Source organism: Actinorectispora metalli, from assembly GCF_056323685.1.
The window spans coordinates 259,680-281,660 of the sequence record NZ_JBREYE010000002.1; the positions used below are offsets into that span (position 1 = coordinate 259,680).

Below are 21,981 nucleotides of genomic sequence, written 5' to 3' on the forward strand. Positions count from 1 at the left end.
CGCCAGTCCCCCAGGCGAAGTCACCGACGGATGCCCCCGGCGGCCCGGCCGCTAAGCGAACCGGGCCCTCTCATGAAGCGGACCCCCTGACCGCTTCAGCGAAACTCTACAACACAATCGGTGCCTGGCGCTACGCTGATGTGTGGTGCCGGTGCGGGTTAGTGCTTTCGAGGGACGCCGAGCTGCAGCGTATTGTTCTGGAGCCGCGCGGGGTGCTACTCAGACGGGGGAGATGTGCGATGACAGCAGACAGCGACCAGCCGCCGAGAGCGCCGCGGCCACCGGACAGCTTGGGCGAGCGGCTGAACCGCCTGTTCGAGGTGCTGCGGCCCGCGGGCTCGCCGGAGCGGACCGTAACGAACCGCGAGGTCGTCACGGCCTGTCGCGCCGAGGGCTGGGACTTGTCGGAGTCGCACCTCAGTGAGCTGCGCCGCGGAGTCAAGCAGAACCCCACGGTGCGAACCCTCAGGGCAATCGCCTGGTTCTTCAAGGTGCCGGTCGGCTATTTCACCGATCCCGCGGTCGCGAACGAGGTGGAGCGCGACCTGATCGACCGTGAGCAGCGCCTTCGCCAACAGCTTGCCGACAGCCGCGAGGCCCAGGACGAACTGCGCACCGCGGCTCGGGAGTTGCAGGACGCGCTCCGTGCCTCCGGCATCACCAAGACGGCCCGCCGGGATGCGGCGGGCGACGCCAGGACGGCACGGGAGCGGGCGTCGATGATGCGTGCGCTGGCGCGGGCTCTGGCTGAAGACGATGAGGACGAGCCCGACGGACCTGCTGCGTGACCGCCGGCGATGGGGGCGCCGGGTCGATGGCGGACCGGGTGAACTGGCTGTTCGACGTGGTCGCCGCGCCGGACGCGGCGGGAACCTTGCGGCCCTACACCAACGCGGAGGTCGGCCGAGCGCTCGCGGCCGGGGGCGATGAGCTTTCAGGCCAAGTTGCGGTGGAAGGCCTCCGCACCGGCACGCCCGCGCAGCCGGACCAGTTGGCCGCGCTCGCGCGGTTCTTCGACGTCGACCCCGCGTTCTTCGGCGATGACCCGGTGGCGGTGGACCGCGTCCGCGACGACCTCATCACCCGCGCGCTGCGGGACCGAGGCGTCCTGTCATACGTAATTTGCCGAATACCCGCCCCTCCGGCGTCTCGGCGCGAACAGGTTCGCCACGCCCTGCGAACGTGGCATGATGGCCGTCGGTTTGGGGGAGCACGCCACGACCGCGGGACGACGGGGATGACAGCGACACCGATGAGCGTGGCGCAGCTTCGACAGCTGTGCCATGGCCTGATTGGTGACCTCGGCCTGAACCCGCCCTTCGATCCGCACGAACTGTGCGCGCGGCTCGCCGCGCACCGCGGCAGACCCATCAAGATCCGCGCGACCGATCTCGGCGCCACCACCGGCGTCGGGCACCTGGCGCCCACCCGACGCGTCGACCAGATCCTCATCGAACGCAACGCCCCCACGTCCCAGCAGGCGTTGGTGATCTACCACGAGGTGATGCACCTCGTCCGCGACCACCTCGCCGAGGGCGACACCCTCACCTGCGGTGTGGTGGCCGCCGAACCGGACGCGGTCGGCGCGTACGCCGACTGGCGCGAGTGGGAGGCCGAGGTCGGGGCGCGGATGCTGGCGAGGCTGGCGCGGGAGAGACGGCGGCCGAACCACCTCCCGACCGAAGCAGGACCTGTCGACCACAGCATCGCCGCGGCGTTTGGATTCAGGGATGACTATCGAACTGGCAATCCGCTGGACTAAAGCCGCGGTCATCTGCGCGGTCACGGTCTGGGAGCTTTTCCAACTGGCCCGCAGACGCGATGACCTCGCGCTGCGGGTGCTGGCCCCCGGGCTGGTGTTCCTCTCCTTCGCCGCCACCGTGGGTATCCGCACGCCGTTGCTGGAGCCGGTGAAGGACTTCTTCGGACCCTCCTGGATCCACCTCATCAACGGGTGCTGGATGGCCATGGCGTACTGCTGGGCCACCTACTTCCTGCTGGCGAACACCGACCGGCCCGAGTCCGAGCGCAAGCGCAAGGCGCTCTTCGAGCTGTCGTTCCTGATCGTCGCGCTGATCGTCATGGTGGTCGTCAAGGACCTCGCGCCCGACGGCATCAAGCGGCCCGCCGCGAGCCCGGAGCGGTACCACGACTGGGAGCGCAGCGCCTGGTATCTCGCGGTGTCCGGCTACGCGTTGACCGTCTACTTCGTCGGCGTCCGCCGCGCCATGGTGTTGCGGCGCAAGCTGAGCCATCCCTGGGCGCGGGCCGCGTTCTGGCTCGTCATCGCCGGGTCCGCGCTGATGACGCTCGGCGTCGACGCGGTGGTCCTCATCCGCCAGGGCGTGCGTCAGTTCGACACGAGCTTCGACCCAGACCTCCTGACCGTCCTGTACTCCACCGGTCAGCTCACCGGGCAGTTCGTGCTGGCGCTGGGGTTGGCGCTGGTTCCGCTGGCGACCGCGGTGGTGCGCCTGCGAGCGCGTCACGACCGGCGGTTGCGGGCCCGCTACAGCGCGCGGCTGCTGCCCCTGTGGCGGGCGTTGACCGCGGAGTTTCCCTATATCGCGCTGGGCGGTGCGAACACCGGGCACCGGGACGACGACTTCGAGCGGGTCACCACCGAGATCACCGACGGGCTGAGCGAACTGGCGCGGGACTGCCCGGAGCCCACCGGCGACATGCGCGATCCGGCCGCGGCCGCGGACGTCATAGCCCAGGGCCTGACCCGCCGCGCCGAACAGCGGCAGGAGCAGTGGGCAGGCGGCGACCTGCCCGAACCGGTGCCGCCGTACCCGCGCCTCGAACCGGACTTCCCGGATTGGCGTGACCGCGCCCGGTGGATGATCGAGGTGGGGGACGAGCTACGCAGGCGCGGCGTGATCGGAGAGGACGAGCATGAGCGGGTCCCCGCGAGCTGACCTGCGGCTGTCGGTGCTGGACACCTCGCCGATCGTGCAGGGCTCCACACCGAAACAGGCGCTGCGCAACACCGTCGACCTCGCGACGCTGGCGGATTCGCTGGGCTACCACCGCTATTGGGTGCCCGAACACCACAGCATGCGCGGCGTCGCCAGCTCCGCACCCGCCGTCCTCATCGCACACCTGGCCAACGTCACCCGGCACCTGCGGATCGGCGCGGGCGGGGTGCTGCTGCCCAACCACGCTCCGATCGTGGTGGCCGAGCAGTTCGGCACGCTGGCCGCACTCCACCCCGGACGGATCGACCTCGGCATCGGCCGCGCACCGGGCGGAGCGCGAGTCGCTGTGGAAGAGGTGCGCCCCGAAAGCGAGCGGACCGCGAAGCCTTTCCGCGTGCAGCTGGAGGAACTGCTGGCCTACCTCGACCCGCCCGAGGACGCCCCGGTCAAGGCGATTCCCGTCCTCGGCGGAAACACCCCACGGCTGTGGCTGCTCGGCTCCGGCACCGCCAGCGCCGAACTCGCCGCCGAACTCGGCCTGCCCTATGCCTTCGCGGGCCACCTCAACCCGGAGGCCAGAACCGAGGCCATCCGCGGCTACCGGGAGCGGTTCCGCCCCTCCGACCACGCCGCGACCCCGACGATGTTGGTCAGCGTGTCCGTCATCGTCGCCGAGGACGACGAACGCGCCGAATGGCTAGCGGGCTCCACCCGGTTGAAGGTCCTCAGCCGAGTCCGCGGCAACCGCATCCGACTGCCGAGTCCCGAGGACGCGGCGGCCTACCCCTACACCGATGACGACCGCGCCGAGATCGCCAAGCGCTCGGGCAGCGTCCTCGTCGGAAGCGCGGAGACGGTCACCAAGCACCTGCAAGCGGTCCTCGACGACACCGGCACCGACGAGCTTATGGTGACCACACCCGTGTACCACCACGCAGATCGCCTGCTGTCCTACGAGTTGGTCGCGGGCATCGCCGACCGCCTCCGCTCCAGCTCGAACCGCTGAACCCATTCGCCCGCAAGGGTTCTAACGTGAACACATGATTGTCATCGCGCCGATTCTGATCGGCCTCGCGTACGTACTGGTCAATTCCCTGATCCGAGAACCGAACCGACGCCGCCGCTTCAACGCCATCATGGTCGCGGGCGCGGGTGCCGCCTACCTCAGCGGCGGCGGCTTCGGACCATGGGAGATCGCCTTCACGATCATCGCCACCTACTGCGCGTACCGAGGACTGGAGTCCTGGACCTTCATCGGCATCGCCTGGCTCCTGCACACCGCGTGGGATGCGGTGCACCACCTGTACGGCAACCCGATCCTGCCGTTCGCAGAGCACTCGTCTCTGGGTTGCGCGATCTGCGACCCTGTTATCGCCGCCTGGTGCTTCGCGGGAGGGCCCTCGGTCACCGGATTTCTCCGCGACCGCTTCGCCCGTCGCCGACGGCTTGATCCGGCGGGTGCGGATGGCGCTGACTAGCGGCTGTTGAGTCCTGCGTGGTTTGTTAATGGGTTTTGGGTTGCGTTTGGTTGGGGTTCGCGGGCGAGATTTTTTGATGATTTTATGTGGGGCCCCTAGCGGTGGTGCGGAGGGGCTTTTCCGGGGCAGGCTTCGCATGCCCCTCTCGCGGACGAGCTTAGCACCACCGCTCCCCCCACAGAAAATCATCAAAAAATCCCGCCTGGGTTCGGATGACCAGTGGGTGATTTTGAGTAGGTAGCACGAGATTCGTAGCTGCTACGCCGGCAGTTGTGGACGGATGTCGACGCCGTGAATTCGAGGGGCGTATCGATGCCGGAGTTCAGAAGGGTCGATTGCGGTCGGTTATGGATAGCGTGCCGGCGTGGTCAGTCCAGAGGGGTGTACTGACGCCGTCGATTCAGGATGCGTGGCCGACGCCGCTGGTTCGGAAGGGCCTGCCGGTTCGGATGGCGTGCGGATGGTGTCGGTTCAGAAGGGTGGAGGTTCTTCGCTTTCTCCGGAATCGCCGAATCTGAAGGTGGATATGGGTGTGGGTGTGCGGCGGGTTCGGTTGGTGGGGTGGGTGTTTTGTGGAGTGCGTGGTGACGTGAGTGGTGGTGTGGGTCGGTTCGGTGGTGCGGTCGATGAGGGTTTCGGGTGGTGTGCCGTTCGGGTCGGCCTCGTGCTGTTGTGCGGATCAATGTTGTGCGGGTTGCTGTTGAGTGGCTTGGTGTGGGTGTGGGGTGGGGGTTCGAGTAGGGGTTGTGGGGGGATTTGGTAGGTGCGTCCGGTGGGGCTGGTCCAGTGCAGGGTGCCGGGGTGGGGTTGGGTTGCGGTCCATCCGCCTCGGTGTTTGGTGTGGTGGTGGCGGGCGCATAGGGGTGCGAGGTTGGTGTGGCTGGTGGGGCCGCCTTGGCTGTATTGGTGGGTGTGGTCGAGTTCGATTCCTGTGCTGCGTGATTTGCGGGTGCAGCCGGGGAAGCAGCATCTCGGGTTGCGGGTTTTGATGTAGCGGGTGAGTTCGCGGCCGGGTCGGTAGACCTTCTGCTTGAGGGGGAGCGCGATGCCGGCGTCGTCGACCAGGACCCGCTTGAACACGACGGTGTCGCGGTGGGTGTCGATGATGCTCCGCATCACCGACGCGGGCAGCATGCTGCCGTCGGCCAGCTCCACCGGCACGTCATCGGCGCCGATCAGGGTGGTCAGCGGTGTGATGATGTGCAGGACCGCCGTGGTGGAGGCGGCGAGGTGGCGGGTGCGTTCGTCGAGGGTGCCGGCGAGCAGGCCGAGGGCGATGTCGGAGCGGAGTTGGTCGAGGGTGCGCTCGTCCCCGTCGCGTTTGAGTGCGCGGGCGATCTTGTCGACCCGGTCGTCGACGACGGAGATCTTTTCGGTGGCGCCGCCGATGATGTAGTGGGCGAACCCGTCCTCACCGGGCTTCTTCGACGCGTAGGTGTCTCTGCGGCGTAGCTCGGAGCGCTTTTCGCAGCCCTGGGGGTCCACCCGGGCGACCGTGCGCCGCAGGATGCTGGCCAACTGCGGCGCGGTCCGACCGGAAGCCTTCACCAAGGCTTCCTGCTCGACTCGGGTTCGGATCTCGGGGTCGAGGACGGAGGTGGCGTGGGCGATGGCGTAGGCATGCCCGATGTCGATCCGCCCCTCTTTCAGGGCGGCGTGGGTGGCGGGCAGGTCCCCGAAGATGGTCACCGCGTCGCTGAGGACCCGGTCGGCCGCACGCGGGGACAGCTTCGCCGCCGAGGCGATCTCGGTGTCGCAGAACGAGCCCCACGACACCTCCGGTTCGGCCTTGCGGATCTCCCACAACCGGTAGGCGGCCTCCCATTCCACCGCTTTGGCGAAGCTCTGCAACCGGCGGGCCAACACCACCACCGACAACGCCTCATCATCGGAGACCGCCGAGATGTCGGTGGCCAGCACGGCCTCCAACACCTCACCCACCGGCGAGGTGTGACGGAGCTCCCCCAAAGAAGTCATACCCCCATGATATCGAATACCTGTTCGATATCGCATCATCCGAAAGGGCCAGGCAATCAATCACGCAAGGTCACCGAAAAGGCGACACTCGACCGGACGCCAACAAATTGTATCGTGGGATTTGTTGTTTTACATGGGGTGGCGGTGCCGCTAAGCTCGCCGCGAGGAAGGGCATGCGAAGCCTGCCCGGTAAAGCCCTTCCGCGGCACCGCAGGGGCCCCATGTCAAACAACAAATCCCACCAAACCCAACAGAAACCCCCACACCAGCAGATCCCAAAACCCACCAGCCCAGCACACAGATCTCCCCGCCGTTTTCAAAACCTGGTCGACGGGCCAGACGGCCGACGCACCGGTCAGACGCGACGCATCACCGAGACGACCTTGCCCAGCACAACCGCGTTGTCCCCGTCAATCACCTCGTAGGCAGCGTTGCGCGGCTCCAGATAAACATGACCACCCCGGCGCCGGTACACCTTCACCGTGGCCTCCTCGTCGATCATCGCCGCGACGATATCCCCCGAATGCGCCTCAGGCTGCTGCCGCACCACCACGATGTCGCCATCACAGATCGCGGCATCGATCATGGAATCCCCACGGACCCGAAGCCCGAACACCGTACCGCCGCCGATCAACTGGCGGGACAGCGTGAGCACATCGTCGGAGTGCTCATCGGCCAGGATCGGGGTGCCCGCCGCGATATCGCCCACCACCGGCACCGCCACGGAGTCCCCGCTGTCACCCCGCGCCTGCGTCTGGTCGCGGAGGAACAGCCGCACGTCGATCGGACGCGACACGCTCTCGCCTCGGCGCAGGAACCCCTTGTCCTCCAGGTCTTTGAGGTGCTTCGACACCGAGGACGACGACCGCAGTCCGACGGACTCGGCGAGCTGCCGGGTGTTCGGCGGGTAGCCGTTGCGTTGGACGAAGTCCCGGATCGTCACCAGGATCCGCTGTTGACGCGGCGGCAGCAGCGAGGTGTCCAGGTGTTCCCAAGCCGGGTCGTAGTCGGTCACCGCCGAATCCTAGAGCGGACCGTTCGGTACGAATCGTTCAGGTGACCGGGCGACCCGGGGTGACCAGGCCGCTTTCGTAGGCGGCGACGACGGCTTGGGCGCGGCTGGTGAGGGCGAGTTTGGTCATCGTGCGGTGCAGGTGGGTTTTGACCGTGGCCTCGCTGACGGTGAGGTGGTCGGCGATCTCGCCGTTGCTGCGGCCGGTGCCGACCAGGCGGAGGATGTCGCGCTCCCGCGGCGTCAGCTGGTCCAGTGCAGGCGGGACCGGGTCCGGTGCTCTGCCGACGTAGGTTTCGACCAGCCTGCGGACCACGGTGGGCGCGAACAGCGAGTCACCCGCGGCGATGGTGTGCACGGCGACCACGATCTGGTGGGGCTCGGTCTCCTTGAGCAGGAAGCCCGCAGCTCCGGCGCGCAGCGCCGCGTAGACGTACTCGTCGAGGTCGAACGTCGTCAGGACCGCGATGCGGGGGCGGGTCGGCGTCGGCGCGGCCAGGATGCGCTCGGTGGCGGTGATGCCGTCCATGCCGGGCATGCGGATGTCCATCAGGATCACGTCCGGGAGGGTGGCGGCGGCCTGCTCGAGTGCCTGCCGCCCGTCGGCGGCCTCGCCGACCACCTCGATGCCGGGGGTGGCGCGCAGCAGCGCGGCCAACCCGGCGCGGATCAGGATCTCATCGTCCACCACAAGCAGCTTGACCAACGCGACTCCCCCTGTCTGCGTTTCCTCATACCCCGGCGTCACCGCCGAGGGGAAGGGCCAATGCCACCTCGAAGCCGCCATCCGCCCGTGGGGCGGCATGGAGGCTGCCGCCGTACAGCGCGGCGCGTTCCCGCATGGTGATCAGGCCGAGCCGGGTGCCGCCGACGGCGGGTTGCCCGGCTTGACCGGGATTGTTGCTGATCCGGACCTCCAATGAGGCGGATTGACGGGAAACGCACACGCTCACCGGAACCGGGCCCGCGTGTTTGATCACGTTTGTCAGTGATTCCTGCACGATGCGGTAGGCGCACAGCTGCACGCCGGAAGGCAGCGGTTCCTGGCCGGGGTCGCCGATGACCTCCAGCGTGATCGTCAGGCCCGCCGCCCGCATCCGGTCGACGAGTTCGGGGAGGTCCGCTAGGCCAGGGGCCGGGGCGCGCGGGTCGGTGGCGGGCAGGTCGGAGTCGGTGCGCAGCAGCACCAGCATCCGCCGCATCTCCTGCAACGCCTGCCTGCTGGTGTTCGCGATGGTGTCCAGCGCCGCCCGTGCGGTGGCCCGGTCCTGGTCGAAGACGTAGCCCGCGAGGCCGGTCTGCACCGCGATCACCGACATGTGGTGGGCGACCACATCGTGCAGCTCCCTGGCCAGCCGCACCCGTTCCTCGGTGACCGCCTGCGCCGTGCGCTGCTCCTGCTCACGGCGCAGCTGTTCGCCGAGCTCCGCCAGCTGGAGGTTGCGCACCGCGAGCTTGCGGCTGTTGGCGCCGAAAACCCAGGCCATCGCGGGGATGCCGATGGATTCGGCGACGCCCACCTCGATCGGCAGCTCCAGCCGCAGCGCGGCCCAGAACAGGACCGGCACCACCAGCGCCATGCCCAGCGCGGTCACCTTCGGTGGGCGCAGGGCGGCCAGCGTGTAGAGGGCGAGCACCGGCCCCCAGAAGTTCAGCGCGAGCTGGTCGTAGCCCATCGCCAGGTAGCAGGCCAGCGCCAGCGAGCTGAGCAGCAACACAGTCACCGGGGCGCGCCGCCGGATCGCCATGGGCGCGAAGACCAGCGCGGTGAGCAGGTAGGCGGTGGGGTCGTCGCCCCAGCTGCGCGGAAAGTACTGGCCGCCGACCAGCCAGGCGATCACCACCAGGACCACCGCGATCAGGGGGTCGACGGCGACCGGTGCGCGTCGGCGCAGCCATCGCAGGTACCCGCCACGCATGCGCTCACCCTAGGTGCGCGCCAGGCGCCGGTCGTCATACCCACGGTTGAGGATCGCCTACCGCGGTGGTTGAGGCGTGCCGGTTCCCCTCGGCCGCAGGTTTCGCCGCGATGCACACTCCTCGTATGACGCTTTCCCGAGAATGCGTCAATAGATTTCTCGTCGTCATCATCATCCGACCGAATGCGGGGGATGAGTCGAATGGGGATTCTGAGGGGAATGATGAACGTGCGAAAGAACCGCTTGTTCGCGTCCGTGGGTGTCGCGGCGGCAATCGCGCTCGGCTCGCTGGGCTTCGCCGGTCCCGCCGCAGCGGGAACCGCCACGCCCACGGTGGAGGCGGCCAATGACGGCACGGTCGTGACCGTGCACGAATCGGGGGCAGGCATCTTCAGCGCCACCGGGTGTCACGGCACCACCTGCATTTACGTCAACGGCAAGGGATTGATGGTGCATTACGCGACCGTCACCAACAAGAAGGGCAAGGTCAACGGACACGGCAACATCTCCAGCACTTACGACGGAGCGACGAAGACCAGCCCGCACGTCCTGCGTAAGGGCGACTCCTGGCGGTTCGACTACAAGCGCCAGATGAGGCACGGAAACAAGGTCTGCGGGTCCATCGCAGGCATCGACGTGGCCTGCATCAAGATCAAGAAGTGACCGTGTGACGGCAGGCCCGCCATCTGGGGGTGGCGGGCCCGCCGTTCGCCTGTGTTCGGGCTCAGCGCGATTTCGCCCGGACGTGCATCCGTTCGCCCTGCGGCCCGAACAGGCTGAGCACCTCCACCGGACCGTCCCCGGTGCTGCCGAACCAGTGCGGCAGCCGGGTGTCGAATTCCGCGGCCTCGCCGACCTTGAGCACCACGTCGTGCTCGGCGAGCACCAGCCGCAGCTTCCCGCTGAGCACGTAGAGCCATTCGTAGCCCTCGTGGGTGCGCGGGTCCGGCGTGCTACGCGCGGCCCCGATGATCATCTTGAACGCCTGGAGCCCGCCCGGCTGCTGGGTCAGCGGCACCACGGTGGTGTCGCCGCGCCGGACCGGCTTGAGCCGGACGCGGGGATCGCCGACTGGCGGAGCGCCGACCAGTTCGTCGAGCGGGACCTGATGCGCCCTGGCGATCGGCAGCAGCAACTCCAGGCTGGGTTTGCGCTGACCCGACTCCAACCGGGACAGCGTGCTGACCGAGATGCCGGTGGCTGCCGCCAGCGCCGCGAGGGTGCACTTTCGGGCGAGCCGGATGCTCTTGAGCCTCGGTCCAACGGCGGCGAGTACCTCATCCATTCCGCTATTGCAGAAACAGCAACAAGGTTTGTCAAGTCGGCGCGGTCCGGCGCATGGTGGCGGCATGACGCACAACCACCATGAAGCGCAAGCGATGAACGAATTCGACTGGGCCGCGATGGCCGACATGCTGGAACTCGAAGGCGACGCGGACGCCCCCTACGTGCGGCAGGCCATCGCCGAACTCCAGCACCTCAACCCGCGGCGGGTCCTGGACATCGGCAGCGGTCCCGGCGTGGCAGCCTGCCACTTCGCGGCCGCGTTCCCGGAGGCGGAGGTGGTGGCGGTCGACGGCACCCCGGAACTGCTGGCGCGTGCGGAGAGCCGGGCCGAGCGGCTCGGTGTGAGCCTGCGGACCCGGCAGGCCGACTTCCCCGACGGCCTCGACGGGCTGCCCGCCGCCAACCTGGTGTGGTCGAGTCAGGCCGTGCACCACGTCGGCGACCAGCAGGACGTGCTGCGCCGGTTGGCCGCGCTGCTGCGGCCCGGCGGTGTGCTGGCCGTCGTCGAAGGCGGACTGCCCACCCGGTTCCTGCCGAACGACCTCGGTTTCGGCCGCCCTGGACTTCAGTTCCGGCTGGATGCCGCGATGATCGAGCGGTACAACCGCATGCGCGCCGAACTCCCCGGTTCGGTCTCCGTGGTCGAGGACTGGCCCGCCATGCTGCGCACGGCGGGACTGTCCGAGACGCGCAGCAAGGCGTTCCTGGTCGAGCATCTCACCCCGGTCGACGACGGGATCCGCCGCTGGGTGCGGCAACGGCTGACCCGGCTGCGCACCGGGATCGAGGAACTGCTCGAGGCCGACGACCTGGCCACCCTGGACCGCCTGCTCGACGCCGCCGACCCGGCATCGGTCGACCGCCGCCAGGACCTGTTCCTGCTGACCGCCAAGTCGGTCCACTTCGGCCTGCTGGCGGACCGCTGACAGTGCCTGCGCCATTCTTCACTCTTGCGATTCACCAGCGGATGGAATTTCGGGAATTCCACTCGTTTCAGAGCGAATATGTTTGATAGTCGGCGCGAACCCGCCCGGATGAATGCCACCATTGGTCTGGACCCGTCGAACCCGGGTGCTTACGGTGGTCGTGACGAGCAGCCGGTCCTGCCCGGTGCCCGTCACAGCCCACGGAAGTCCCTGCCCTGAATCGAGGTCCGTGTGAGCCGAAGAAAACGTCTCCGTATTCTGACCGCCGCCCTTGTCCTTTCCCTGGTACCAGGCTCCGCCGCCGCGGCCCCTCTTTCGGGCGCGGTCCAGGAGAACGGCATGGCGCCCAGCCCGTTCTGCTACGAGGAACCGTCTTTCCCCAAGGCCGATGTGAGTGACATCAAGGCGGCCTTCCGGTCATCGAACTGGCTGCAGACCATCCAAGCCATGTACAAGCGGCGCTGGCCCAGCGGCGAAGGACTCGCCATCGCCCAGGCCAACGACAAGTACTTCAGCCAGTTCGTGGACAAATCCAGTTTCGACGCACTCGCCGAGTCGATGATGGTGGCGATCCACGAGGAAACCCACATGTGGGACCTGGACGCGTCCAGAACCTCCTGGGACGTCTACACCTCGTCCTGGATCAACGCCTCCCAGAAGGCGATGAAGGTGCCGCTGCACGGCGGATTCGCCCGCAAGGAGATCCTGCCGCTGATCACCGACAACCTCACCAAGACCATGGACGACATCTACCTGCGGGACAAGCAACAGGGCGACTACCGCATGCAGGGCGTCCTCGCCGAGCTCAACGGCGGGCTGATGGGCCTGCCCGCGGCGAGCGTGGTCGCCGACTACATCCGCGGGATCGGAGCCAGCAACTCCCGGGACATCGTCGCCACCAACCTGCGTTACCTCCAGCTCTACCTGCGGGTGGCCAAGAGCAAGCACCCCGACTACTGGAACAAGATCAAAGCCGAGCCCGCCATGCGCGACCTGGTGCTGATCCAGTTCCTGCGGTCGGCCTACTGGCTGGACCAGTCCGAGCCGTACGCCGCCAAGCTGGGCAGCGCCGACGTCGCCAAGATCACCGCCAAGAACTACGCTCCGGAGAACATCGCGATCATCGAGGAGTTCACCGGCCGCAAGGTCCGCGTGGACGCGCAGAAGAACTGCACGGCCTCCTAGCGAAGCGCCGGGCCGGTGTGCGGGTGGTCGGCCACGCACGCCGGTCCGGCGTTCCCGGAAGGGCTACAGCAGCGAGGCCAGTACCGGTAGCTGCTCGGGATCGTCCAGGGCGGAACCGACGGCCACCACGGACACGCCCGCGCTCAGGAAGTCCGGCGCGGTGTTGGCGTCCAGACCTCCGGTGGCCACGAAGCGGACCTCGGGGAACGGCCCACGCACCGCCGAGAACCACTGCGGCCCGAGCGCGATGGCGGGGAAGGCCTTGAGCCAGGTCAGTCCGAGACGCTGCGCGGCCTGGATCTCGGTGGCGGTGGCCACGCCCGGCAGGTGCGCGAGCCCCGCCGCCCGCGATGCCTCCGCGATGGCCGGGTCGAGTCCCGGCGCCACGGTGTAGACCGCGCCCGCGTCGATGACCGTCCGCAGGCGCTCGGCGGTGGTGATCGTCCCGGCGCCCACGGTCTTGCCCCGGCTCCGACCAGCCGCCACCGTCGCGGCCAGGGCCTCGACGGCCTGCTCGTGTGGGATGGGGATCTCCACCGCGGCGATGCCGAGGTCCCAGGCCACATTGGCCAGTTCGACGGTGCGCTCGGTGCTGAAGCCGCGCAGGATCGCCATCACCCGGCAGTCGCCGAAGATCTCGTCAAAACCCGGTTCCGCCATCCCAGCTCCCGTGACATCGATTACGCGGTCTCTGGCAGCGTAGGCGGCGGTGTCACAGTGATGAACGGATCGGGATCGGCGCCTTACCGTGGCTGAGAGCCTGCCGGGGTCGCCGCGAGTAGCGTAAGGAGGAAACCCACTCCTTCCACTATGAACATATAGCGCACCGGGGGGCTTGCGGCAAGACCCCGGTTGTGCCGCAGAATCGCCGGCCGAGGTTGAAAGCGGTGGAAGTGGGGGGTTGTGCCAACTCAGGGGTATGAGGACGAACTGCGGTCCGAGCGCGGCTATGTGGCCGGGCTCTACACGCGGCTGGATGCCGAGCGTGCGCGGGTGACGGGCAAGTACCGCGCGGCGTTGCGCGGAAACGGCGGGACCGCCGTGGAACGGGATGTCGAGGTGCGCGCGCTGGCGCGCGAGCTGAAGCGGCTGCACGTCGCGGACAACGGGCTGTGTTTCGGCCGGTTGGACGCCCTTTCGGGAGAGCATTCCTACATCGGCCGGATCGGCATCTTCGACGAGGAGAACGACTACGAACCACTGCTGCTGGACTGGCGGGCGCCCGCGTCGCGCGCCTTCTACGTCGCCACCGCCGCGACGCCGGAGAACATGCGGCGGCGTCGCCAGTTCCACACCCGAGGGCGTCAGGTGGTCGACTTCACCGACGAGGTGCTCGGCCGCCCCGGTGGCGGGGAGCGGGGGGACGCCGCGCTGCTGGCGGCGGTCAACGCGCCGCGCGGTGAGGGCATGCGCGACATCGTGGCGACCATCCAGTCCGAGCAGGACGCGATCGTCCGGCTCGACCACCCCGGGGTGCTGGTGATCGAGGGCGGCCCCGGCACCGGCAAGACGGTGGTGGCGCTGCACCGCGTCGCGTACCTGCTCTATACCCAGCGGGAGCGGATGGAACGTCACGGCGTGCTCGTGGTCGGGCCCAACCCGGCGTTCCTGAACCACATCGGCCGCGTGCTGCCCTCGCTCGGCGAGTCCGACGTGGTGTTCATGACCACCGGCGACCTCGTGCCGGGCCTCCACGTCACCGCCGAGGACACGCCGGAAGCGGCGCGGATCAAGGGCTCGTTGAAGATCCTCGACGTGCTCGCGGCGGCGGTCGCCGACCGGCAGCGGCTGCCCGAGGAGCCGTTGCCGATCGGGCTGGCGGGTGTCACGGTGCGGATCGACGCCGAGACGGCGGCGTGGGCCAGGCAGGAGGCACGCGACAGCGGTCTCCCGCACAACGAGGCGCGCAAGGTGTTCACCGAGATCGTCACCTATGTGCTCACCGAGCGGGCGATGGCCCGGATCGGCCGGGGCTGGCTGAGCCGGGAGGACCGCCCGGCGTGGGAGCAGATGCGCAAGGACCTGCTCGGGCAACTCGCGGACGACGACCGGTTCATCGCCGCGCTGGACGAACTCTGGCCGGTGCTCACGCCGCAAACCCTGCTGGCGTCGCTGTACACGTGTCCTGACCGGCTGCGCGCGGCGGGCGCGGACGAGGCGCTGCTGCGCGCCGATGGTGACGCGTGGACGGTGTCGGATGTGCCGCTGCTTGACGAACTGATCGACCTGCTGGGCCCCGACAAGCCCGCCGACCAGGCCGCCGAGCGGCAGCGGACGGCCGAGGCGGAGTACGCCGAAAGCGTGCTGAACAGCCTCGTCGGCCGGCAGGACTCGATGGACGACGAGGATCACCTGTACGCCACGGACCTGCTCTACGCCGAGGACCTGGCGGAGCGGTTCCTCGAGCAGGACACCCGTGAACTCGCCGAACGGGCCGCCGCGGACCGGGACTGGACGTACCGGCATGTGGTCGTCGACGAGGCGCAGGAGCTGTCCGAAATGGACTGGCGGGTGCTGATGCGGCGCTGCCCCGCCCGGTCGTTCACCGTGGTCGGCGACCTCGCCCAACGCCGGTCGGAGGCAGGCGCGACCTCGTGGGCGACCATGCTGGAGCCGTACGTGCCCGGCCGCTGGGTCTACCGGTCGCTGACGGTGAACTACCGCACCCCGGCGGAGATCATGACCGTCGCCGCCGCACTGCTGGCCGAGTTCGCACCCGGGGTTCAGCCACCGGAGTCGGTCCGCGCGTGCGGTGTCCAGCCCTGGTCCAGGCGGGTCACCGAGGACGAACTGTCCGCCGCCATCGAGGAATTCGTCCGGGACGAGGCTGGTCGGGAAGGCACCAGCGTCGTGATCGGGCCGCCGGGTGTGCCAGGGGCGGTGCCCGCGTCGGAAACGAAGGGCCTGGAGTTCGACGCCGTCCTGGTGGTGGAACCGGAACGAATCCTCGCCGACGGCCCACGCGGCGCGGCCGAGCTATACGTCGCACTCACCCGCGCCACCCAACGTCTCGGCGTCCTGCACCAGGGTCCACTGCCGCAGGCCCTGACCGGACTGGCCGAGGTCGGGACACCTGTCCACGCGGGGAATCGGGCGTAGCGTGCCGCACACGGCGGTGCGGTCGGACCCCTCGTGTCCGACCGCACCGCCTGCCGTGACCGGCGTTCCGCTAGGTCACGGTCAGTACGAACTCGGTGGTTCCGGTGTTGCCAGCCGAGTCCGTCGCGGTGATCACCATCGGGTAGGTGCCCGCCTCGAACGGCGCCATGATCGTCATCTGCGAGGTGCCGCCCGGTTCCACCGACGCGGGCATGAACATCGGCTCCATCCGCAGACCGGTGGCCGAGAGCCTGCTGGCACCGGTTCCGCCAGCCACGGTGATCGCCGCCGTCACGCCGGCACCACGTGCCACCGTCGCCGATCCGGGAGCGGCGGCGGGTTGGGGACCGTCGGTGGACCCGCCGACCGTCAGGGTGAACTCGGCGGTCTTGGTCCCCGACGCGCCCTTGGCCTCCACGGTGATCCGGTGCGAGCCCTTCGGGGTGTCCGCCGTGGTCTCCACGGTGAACTTGGCCGACTCGCCGGAGTTCACCGCGGCGGGCTGGAACGTGGCGCTCGCCCCTGCGGGCAGGGACTTGGCCGCCAGTTCCAGCTTCTCCGCACCGTCGGTGCCCGCGGTGGTGGTGACGGTGGTGGAGACGTGCTTGCCCGGCTCCACCTTGCCCGACGCGGGGGACATGGCGACGGCGAACTTGCCGTCACCGGGCGGCGTGCCGCCGATCTCGCCCTTGGCCCAGTCGCCCATCTCATTGGTCAGCCGGGCCATGATGCTGTAACGGTCGCAGCCGCTGGAGCCCCAGGACACCACGCCAACGATCACGCCGTCGACGGTGTACGGGCCGCCGCTGTCGCCGGTGCAGGTGCCGGTGCGGCCGTCGTTGTAGCCGATGCACACCATCAGTTCGGGGTTGACCCTGATGTTGAACACCTGGCAGTTGTTGGCGTCGTTGACCGGCAGCGTGGTCTTGTACAGCACGCCGGAGCCGCCGCCCGAGGACGTGCGGCCGTAGCCGAGGGCGATGCCGCTCTTGCCCGGCTGGGTCAGCGCCGAGTCACCGGACCCGGCGACCTTGGCCCACTTGTCCTGCGGCACCGGCAGATCGTCCTCGGTGGTGATCACCGCGACGTCGTAGCCGGTCTGCCAGCCGCCGGACCCGCCGTACTTGGGGTGGGGCTTGAACGAGGCGACCTTGGTGCGGAACGTTTCGTCGCCAGCGGTGTTCAGGTCGTCGTCGCCGTAGATGTAGCTCTTGGCGCCGCCGACGTCGATCATGCAGTGCGCGGCGGTGATGATCTTGCGCTTGCCCACCACGGAGGCGGTGCAGGACTGGCCCTGCGGACCGCCGCCGCCCGCTCGGATGCCCGCGATGACCGACGGGTTCTCCTTGACGGTGGTCTTCTGGCCGTTGACGACCTGGCCGCCCGCCAGATTGGGGCGGAGTTGGTCGGTGGGGGTGGCCGCGATGCTGACATCAGGGGCAGCGGCCGCCGCGGGTGCGGAGACCGTCGCGGCCGCGAGAAGGCATGCGGACAGCAGCCTTTTCAGGTTCATGGCTTTTCCTTCGGTGCAGGGGAGTGGGGGTTTCAGAAGGTGGCGGACCAGTTGGTGAGGGTGCCGGTGTCGTGCTTGTACGAGTCGGTGACCTGTAGCTGCCACTTGCCGTTGGCGTCCTCACCGGAGGCGTCCACCGTGAAGGTCTCGTGCAGCCCGGAGCCCGAGGCGGGCTTGGCCTGCCGCAGGGAGAATTTCTTGCCGCTGGGGCCGATCAGGTCGATCGTGAGGTCACCCGGGTAGCTGTGGTCGATGTCGACCCGCACCGCCAGCTTCGACGGTGCCTTGCCCTCACAACCGCTCTGCTCGACCGCGGAGGTCACCGAGCCCAGGTCGGCGATCGGGTGGTCCTGGTCATTGGCGCGCTCACCGCACTTCGTCGGCGTCGAACCGCCGATGAACCCGGTGTAGAGCAGCTTGTTCGGCGAACCGCTGCCCGCGTTGGTGACCAGGTTGGGGGTGGCGTTCTTTACGAGCGCGTCGGAGACCTGCTGCGGCGTGGCGCCTGCGTTGGCCGCCAGGTACAGCGCCGCGGCGCCCGCCGCGTGCGGGGATGCCATCGAGGTGCCGCTGCCGGTGCGGAAGGCGCCGGTGTGGTCGGCGGAGTAGATGTTGCCGCCAGGGGCGAACAGGTCGAGGCAGGTGCCGTAGTTGCCGCTGCGGCTGCCGCCCTGGTTGATCCAGCCGACGGTGATCGCCTCGGGCACCCTCGCCGGGCTGGTTTGGCAGGCATCCGAGCCGTTGTTGCCCGCCGCGACGACGACCACGAAGCCCTTGGCCACCAGCGCCTTGACCTGCTCGTCGCCGACGCCGAGGACGTCCATGCCGAGGCTCAGGTTGACCACGGCGGGCAGCTTGCCGTTGGCCGCCACCCACTCCAGGCCGCTGACGGTCGCCGAGTCGGGCGCCGACCCGCCGCAGCCCAGCGTGCGCACCGCGATGACCTTGGCCTTCTTGGCCACGCCCACGGTCTTGCCCGCGACGGTGCCCGCGACGTGGGTGCCGTGCCAGAAGCAGTCGCTCGCGTCGGGGTCGTTGTCCACGAAGTCGTAGCCGTAGCTCGCGCGGTCCTCGAACTCGCTGTGCGATTTGTTCACGCCGGAGTCGATGATGTAGGCGTTGATGTTGTCGGCGGTGTTGGGGTACTTGTACAGCTTGTCCAGCGTCTTGGTCTGCTGGTCGACCTGGTCAAGCCCCCAGGACGGCGGGTTGGGCTGCTCGCCCGCGGCGCGTGCGGTGCCGTCCTCCTGGACCGACTTGACGGCCGGGTCGGCGGCGAGCTTGCGGGCCTGCGTCTCGGACAGTCCGCGGACCGCGAAGCCGCCGAAGCTCACCCGGAACACGTCGGTGACCGTGCCGCCGTAACGCTGGGCCAGCCCGGCGGCGTCCGCCCTCGACGGGATGTCGTGCAGGGCCACGATGTACTGGCCGGGGATGTGCTGTCGGGCTTGGACAACGGGCCCTTCCTGGGGTGCCGCGGCCGCCGGTGTACCCCAGACGGCGAGCAGGGCGACCGCGGCGGCGGAGAGCACTCCGCCTAAGCGCGTCGTGCGCATCTGATGTCTCCTTCACTCCAGTGGTGACCAGGCGCAGGGACGCCGGTCGATGCGCACTATCCGGTCCGGCGAGAGGGCCGAACAACCGTGGAAACCGTAGGTATTCGCCTGTGCTCAGGGCGCCTTCGACTCGGGATCGGCGAGCGCGAACCCGCTCCGGGCCAGCTCGATCCGGGACCGGACGCCGAGTTTGCGCAGCACGCTCGCCACGTGGTCCTCCACCGTGCGGCGGGACAGGAACAGCGTCCGCGCGATCTCCTGGTTGGTCTGCCCGCCTGCCACCAAACGGGCGATATCGGCCTCGCGCGGGGAAAGCCGATTCCCGTAGCCGCGCCTGCCGCGCCGCGATCCGACGGTGCCGCCGGTACTGCGCAGCACATGCCTGCACCGCGCCGCCGCCTTGGAGGCGCCCAAGTCCTCGTACACGGCCGCCAACCGCAGGAACCGCTCCCGCGCCGAGCCGGAACCCGCCCGGACCGCGCGTTCGGCCAGCTGGGCGGCGAGGTAGGGCAACGCCAGCGACTCGTATTCCGCGGCGGCGGCCTCGAACAGCCGCGGCGCCGCGGCAGGATCGGTACCCAGCGCCAACTCCGCGTGGGCGGCGGCCAGCGCGGCACGCGGGAACGGCGCGTCCAAGCCCCGCAGCCCCGCCGACAGATCCTCGACCAGCGCCCGCCCTTCCGCCGTGCGGCCCGCGGCGACGTAGGCCTCGACCGCCTGCGGCACAAGGTGACCGGCCCACCCCCACACCTGCCGCCGCAGCAGGGCCACGCCCCGGTCGGCGTGCTCGCAGGCCGCGGCCACCTCGCCCTGCTCCAGGCGCAGCATGACCATGGCGCCGAGGGCGGCGATGGCGGTCGGCGCGACCGCGGTTTCCGGATCGGACATGCCGGTGGCCAGCAGGCTCCGCTCGGCGCGGCCGTGGTCGCCTCGGGCCAGCGCCAGCCAGCCCTGCACCAGCCGCAGTTCGGTGGCCACCGGAAGCGAGTACGGATGGCCGTCGAGGAGGTCCTGGATGCGCTGGTCCAAGCCCTGCCAGGCGCCCGCCATCCAGTCCAGGCGGACCTCGGTGGCTCCGCCGACGGGCCGGAGGTAGGGCGCGGCCACCCCGGCCTGCCGGAGGCCTGCGCGCAGCAGGTCGCGGGCCGGGCGGTAGTGACCCATCCACGCGCAGGCGTCGGCCAGGTTGCACTGCGCCCTGGCCAGCTGGGCGGCGTGTTCGCGGTCCCGGGTGGGCACCCGCGCGGGCAGCGCCGCGAGGGCGGCCTCCAGGTTCGCGTCGCCGATGACGAGTCGGGACTGGACGGTGCTGGCCAGCAGCGTGGTGCGGGCGGTGCCCGGCGGCAGGCGACCGATATGCGACTCCACCTCCGCCAGCCACCGCCTGCACTCCGCGGCGGAGCGCACCCCGAGGTAGGGCATGCCGAGCGCGGCCAGGCCGCGCAGGTTCCACGCCTCGTCCGCATTGCCGGTGGCGTGCAGGGTGGAGGAGATCCGCTCGCTGCTGTGGACCAGTTCGCCGGGTCTGCGGATCAGCAGCAGCCCGAGCCCGGTCCCGATCTGGGCGCGGGTCCGCTCGGGGAGCGCCGGGTCGGCGAGGAACCGCTCGAAGACGCCGATCACCTTGTCGTGCTGCCTGCCGTGCAGCGTCTCCCGGCACAGGGTGCCGATCAGCCGAGCGGCGTCCTCGGCGGGCAGCGACGGCTCGGCGACCAACTCGCACAACAGGTCCGTGCCCGTCGCGTCCGCGCCCGCGGCGTAGGCCTCCCGCGCGGCGCGCTCCCCGTAACGCAGCCACTCCCGCGGCGACCCCGACAGTTTGGCGTGCCGGACCAGTTCAACCGTCGGCACCTCGCCGGTGCCCGCCAACGCCCGCAGTGCGCGTCCGTGCAGCGCGCCGCGTTCGGGTCCGGGCAGCGACTCGTACACGGCCCGCCGCATCATCGGACAGCGGTACGCGCAGCGGCCCCCGGCGTCGGTGAACACCGCCCTGTCGACGAGTTCCCGTGGCCTGAACGGTTCCGCCTCCGCGGCGATCACCGACAGCAACTCGGGCGCCGCGGGGCGGTCCAGCACGGCGGCGGCCTTGGCCAGTGCCGCGGCGCCGCCGGACAGCGCCGCCATCCATTCGGCCGCGGCGTCCCGTACCCGCGGGGACAGCGGCGACTCGGCCAGCAGCCGCCGCGCCGCGTCCTCGTCGGTGCCTGCGGGCGCCGCCGGATCACGCAGCCCCGCCACGGCCTCCTCGATCAGGAACGGCAGCCCCGCCGTGTGTCGCCACAGCACTTCGGCGAACTCCGCGGAGGTCTTCCGCGTCCCGGTCGCGGCGTCGACCATCGCGCGCACCTGCGCGGCGTCCAGGCCCGCTAGCCGAAGGTTGGTGGTGCTCGCCCGCCAGAGCGACCGGCAGCTGCGGGCGAGCGGACCCGCCGCGTGCAGTTCGACCGGGCGGTAGGTCAGGATCAGCGACAGCCGCGGTGGCGGGTTCGCCGCCAGGCAGGCCAGCAGGGCGAGGGTGTGCTCGTCGGCCCACTGGATGTCCTCCAACACCAGCGTCGTCCGCCCCACGGCGTGGACGAGGTCGCGCACGGCACAGAAGAGACGTCCGCGCCGTTGCGCCGGGTCGGCCGGGGGAGGTTCGGGTGGGAGCCGGTCGGCCAGTTCGGGTGCGTGCGGTCGCAGCACGCCCGCGGCGGCGGGCAGCGGACCGAAGGGGTGCGGGTAGGAGCCGAGGAGATCCAGCAGCACCCCGAACGGGAAGGCCTCACAGGACGGGGTGCAGTGCCGCACCGCGACCCACTGCTCACCCTCCAGCGCGCATGCCAGTTCGGCGATCAGGCGGCTTTTGCCGACGCCCGCCTCGCCCTCCAGGGTGACCACCGACGGCGCCCAGCGGGCCGCCGCGAGCAGCGTCGCCAACTCGGCGTCCCGGCCGACGAACTCCGACGCCGCCTGCCGGACGAATATCCCGCGCTCCAGCCGAGCCGATTGGGAAGTTCCGATATCCCGCATGAATTCAAGGGTTGAGCAGTCGCCCTCAAAATGGAACACCCAAAAAGTGGATGAACGGCGGCCGGACTGAATGGTCATTCACCAATGATGAATTCA

The 21,981-nt window shown here is 69.5% G+C and carries 18 protein-coding genes; 9 read left to right on the plus strand and 9 right to left on the minus strand.

Annotation, left to right across the window (positions count from 1 at the left end; translation table 11 throughout):
• The first annotated feature begins 239 nt into the window (after window positions 1-239).
• The 5 genes from ACU6XJ_RS21455 to ACU6XJ_RS21475 are packed head-to-tail and all read left to right on the plus strand — an operon-like array spanning window position 240 to window position 4,399.
• Window positions 240-788 (plus strand): hypothetical protein, encoded by a 549-nt coding sequence (locus tag ACU6XJ_RS21455; protein WP_476314582.1) that lies wholly within the window; start codon window positions 240-242, stop codon window positions 786-788.
• The gene (locus tag ACU6XJ_RS21460) at window positions 785-1,762 is read left to right on the plus strand and encodes a hypothetical protein (protein WP_476314585.1); all 978 of its coding nucleotides are present in this window, start codon (window positions 785-787) and stop codon (window positions 1,760-1,762) included. The genes ACU6XJ_RS21455 and ACU6XJ_RS21460 overlap by 4 nt, the downstream gene beginning before the upstream one ends.
• Entirely contained in the window at window positions 1,731-2,921 is a 1,191-nt protein-coding gene (locus tag ACU6XJ_RS21465) for an MAB_1171c family putative transporter (protein ID WP_476314588.1), read from the plus strand. The genes ACU6XJ_RS21460 and ACU6XJ_RS21465 overlap by 32 nt, the downstream gene beginning before the upstream one ends.
• Complete coding sequence (locus ACU6XJ_RS21470; RefSeq protein ID WP_476314591.1) at window positions 2,899-3,927, plus strand: LLM class flavin-dependent oxidoreductase; 1,029 nt, start codon at window positions 2,899-2,901, stop codon at window positions 3,925-3,927. The genes ACU6XJ_RS21465 and ACU6XJ_RS21470 overlap by 23 nt, the downstream gene beginning before the upstream one ends.
• A gap of 34 nt (window positions 3,928-3,961) precedes the next feature.
• Window positions 3,962-4,399, plus strand: coding sequence for a DUF6010 family protein (locus ACU6XJ_RS21475; protein WP_476314594.1), 438 nt, complete (start codon window positions 3,962-3,964; stop codon window positions 4,397-4,399).
• 471 nt (window positions 4,400-4,870) lie between these two features.
• Here ACU6XJ_RS21475 and ACU6XJ_RS21480 read toward each other — a convergent pair whose 3' ends face one another.
• The 4 genes from ACU6XJ_RS21480 to ACU6XJ_RS21495 all read right to left on the minus strand — a co-directional run bounded on the left by ACU6XJ_RS21480 (window position 4,871) and on the right by ACU6XJ_RS21495 (window position 9,307).
• Window positions 4,871-6,376: an HNH endonuclease gene (locus ACU6XJ_RS21480; RefSeq protein ID WP_476314597.1), complete on the minus strand. Its 1,506-nt coding sequence runs from the start codon at window positions 6,374-6,376 to the stop codon at window positions 4,871-4,873.
• A 355-nt stretch (window positions 6,377-6,731) separates the two neighbouring features.
• Window positions 6,732-7,391 carry a transcriptional repressor LexA gene (lexA, locus tag ACU6XJ_RS21485; protein ID WP_476314599.1) on the minus strand — a complete coding sequence of 220 codons (660 nt, stop codon included), beginning with the start codon at window positions 7,389-7,391 and terminating at the stop codon, window positions 6,732-6,734.
• A 37-nt stretch (window positions 7,392-7,428) separates the two neighbouring features.
• Window positions 7,429-8,094 (minus strand): response regulator, encoded by a 666-nt coding sequence (locus ACU6XJ_RS21490; protein ID WP_476314602.1) that lies wholly within the window; start codon window positions 8,092-8,094, stop codon window positions 7,429-7,431.
• Between the two features lie 25 nt (window positions 8,095-8,119).
• Window positions 8,120-9,307 (minus strand): sensor histidine kinase, encoded by a 1,188-nt coding sequence (locus ACU6XJ_RS21495; protein ID WP_476314605.1) that lies wholly within the window; start codon window positions 9,305-9,307, stop codon window positions 8,120-8,122.
• 228 nt (window positions 9,308-9,535) lie between these two features.
• On the opposite strand from ACU6XJ_RS21495, the gene ACU6XJ_RS21500 reads away from it, so the two are divergent.
• Window positions 9,536-9,970 (plus strand): hypothetical protein, encoded by a 435-nt coding sequence (locus ACU6XJ_RS21500; RefSeq protein WP_476314608.1) that lies wholly within the window; start codon window positions 9,536-9,538, stop codon window positions 9,968-9,970.
• 61 nt (window positions 9,971-10,031) lie between these two features.
• Here ACU6XJ_RS21500 and ACU6XJ_RS21505 read toward each other — a convergent pair whose 3' ends face one another.
• On the minus strand, window positions 10,032-10,592 hold the full coding sequence (locus ACU6XJ_RS21505) for a helix-turn-helix domain-containing protein (protein ID WP_476314611.1): 561 nt from the start codon (window positions 10,590-10,592) through the stop codon (window positions 10,032-10,034).
• A gap of 94 nt (window positions 10,593-10,686) precedes the next feature.
• Here ACU6XJ_RS21505 and ACU6XJ_RS21510 point away from each other — a divergent pair, with 94 nt between their 5' ends.
• Entirely contained in the window at window positions 10,687-11,520 is an 834-nt protein-coding gene (locus ACU6XJ_RS21510; RefSeq protein ID WP_476314614.1) for a class I SAM-dependent methyltransferase, read from the plus strand.
• Window positions 11,521-11,859: 339 nt separating this feature from the next.
• A complete protein-coding gene (locus tag ACU6XJ_RS21515; protein ID WP_476314617.1) occupies window positions 11,860-12,705 on the plus strand; it encodes a hypothetical protein in 846 nt (281 codons plus the stop codon).
• 63 nt (window positions 12,706-12,768) lie between these two features.
• Here the strand turns inward: ACU6XJ_RS21515 and ACU6XJ_RS21520 are convergent, their stop codons facing one another.
• Window positions 12,769-13,365 (minus strand): bifunctional 4-hydroxy-2-oxoglutarate aldolase/2-dehydro-3-deoxy-phosphogluconate aldolase, encoded by a 597-nt coding sequence (locus ACU6XJ_RS21520; RefSeq protein ID WP_476314620.1) that lies wholly within the window; start codon window positions 13,363-13,365, stop codon window positions 12,769-12,771.
• A gap of 243 nt (window positions 13,366-13,608) precedes the next feature.
• Between ACU6XJ_RS21520 and helR the strand changes: the two genes are divergently transcribed.
• Window positions 13,609-15,804, plus strand: a complete 2,196-nt coding sequence (gene helR / locus ACU6XJ_RS21525) for an RNA polymerase recycling motor ATPase HelR (protein ID WP_476314623.1) — start codon at window positions 13,609-13,611, stop codon at window positions 15,802-15,804.
• A gap of 70 nt (window positions 15,805-15,874) precedes the next feature.
• Here the strand turns inward: helR and ACU6XJ_RS21530 are convergent, their stop codons facing one another.
• The 3 genes from ACU6XJ_RS21530 to ACU6XJ_RS21540 form a co-directional block, all read right to left on the minus strand.
• Window positions 15,875-17,317: a trypsin-like serine protease gene (locus ACU6XJ_RS21530; protein WP_476314626.1), complete on the minus strand. Its 1,443-nt coding sequence runs from the start codon at window positions 17,315-17,317 to the stop codon at window positions 15,875-15,877.
• A 32-nt stretch (window positions 17,318-17,349) separates the two neighbouring features.
• Entirely contained in the window at window positions 17,350-18,873 is a 1,524-nt protein-coding gene (locus ACU6XJ_RS21535; protein ID WP_476314629.1) for a S8 family peptidase, read from the minus strand.
• A gap of 114 nt (window positions 18,874-18,987) precedes the next feature.
• Window positions 18,988-21,885 (minus strand): helix-turn-helix transcriptional regulator, encoded by a 2,898-nt coding sequence (locus tag ACU6XJ_RS21540; RefSeq protein WP_476314631.1) that lies wholly within the window; start codon window positions 21,883-21,885, stop codon window positions 18,988-18,990.
• Window positions 21,886-21,981: the final 96 nt, after the last annotated feature.

What these genes read in the sequence shown, in the direction of transcription:
- ACU6XJ_RS21455 (WP_476314582.1), top strand. Translation starts at nt 240, where the DNA reads ATGACAGCAGACAGCGACCAGCCGCCGAGAGCGCCGCGGCCACCGGAC.
- ACU6XJ_RS21465 (WP_476314588.1), top strand. Translation starts at nt 1,731, where the DNA reads ATGACTATCGAACTGGCAATCCGCTGGACTAAAGCCGCGGTCATCTGC.
- ACU6XJ_RS21470 (WP_476314591.1), top strand. Translation starts at nt 2,899, where the DNA reads ATGAGCGGGTCCCCGCGAGCTGACCTGCGGCTGTCGGTGCTGGACACC.
- ACU6XJ_RS21475 (WP_476314594.1), top strand. Translation starts at nt 3,962, where the DNA reads ATGATTGTCATCGCGCCGATTCTGATCGGCCTCGCGTACGTACTGGTC.
- ACU6XJ_RS21480 (WP_476314597.1), bottom strand. Translation starts at nt 6,376, where the DNA reads ATGACTTCTTTGGGGGAGCTCCGTCACACCTCGCCGGTGGGTGAGGTG.
- ACU6XJ_RS21495 (WP_476314605.1), bottom strand. Translation starts at nt 9,307, where the DNA reads ATGCGTGGCGGGTACCTGCGATGGCTGCGCCGACGCGCACCGGTCGCC.
- ACU6XJ_RS21505 (WP_476314611.1), bottom strand. Translation starts at nt 10,592, where the DNA reads ATGGATGAGGTACTCGCCGCCGTTGGACCGAGGCTCAAGAGCATCCGG.
- ACU6XJ_RS21510 (WP_476314614.1), top strand. Translation starts at nt 10,687, where the DNA reads ATGAACGAATTCGACTGGGCCGCGATGGCCGACATGCTGGAACTCGAA.
- ACU6XJ_RS21515 (WP_476314617.1), top strand. Translation starts at nt 11,860, where the DNA reads ATGGCGCCCAGCCCGTTCTGCTACGAGGAACCGTCTTTCCCCAAGGCC.
- ACU6XJ_RS21520 (WP_476314620.1), bottom strand. Translation starts at nt 13,365, where the DNA reads ATGGCGGAACCGGGTTTTGACGAGATCTTCGGCGACTGCCGGGTGATG.
- ACU6XJ_RS21530 (WP_476314626.1), bottom strand. Translation starts at nt 17,317, where the DNA reads ATGAACCTGAAAAGGCTGCTGTCCGCATGCCTTCTCGCGGCCGCGACG.
- ACU6XJ_RS21535 (WP_476314629.1), bottom strand. Translation starts at nt 18,873, where the DNA reads ATGCGCACGACGCGCTTAGGCGGAGTGCTCTCCGCCGCCGCGGTCGCC.
- ACU6XJ_RS21540 (WP_476314631.1), bottom strand. Translation starts at nt 21,885, where the DNA reads ATGCGGGATATCGGAACTTCCCAATCGGCTCGGCTGGAGCGCGGGATA.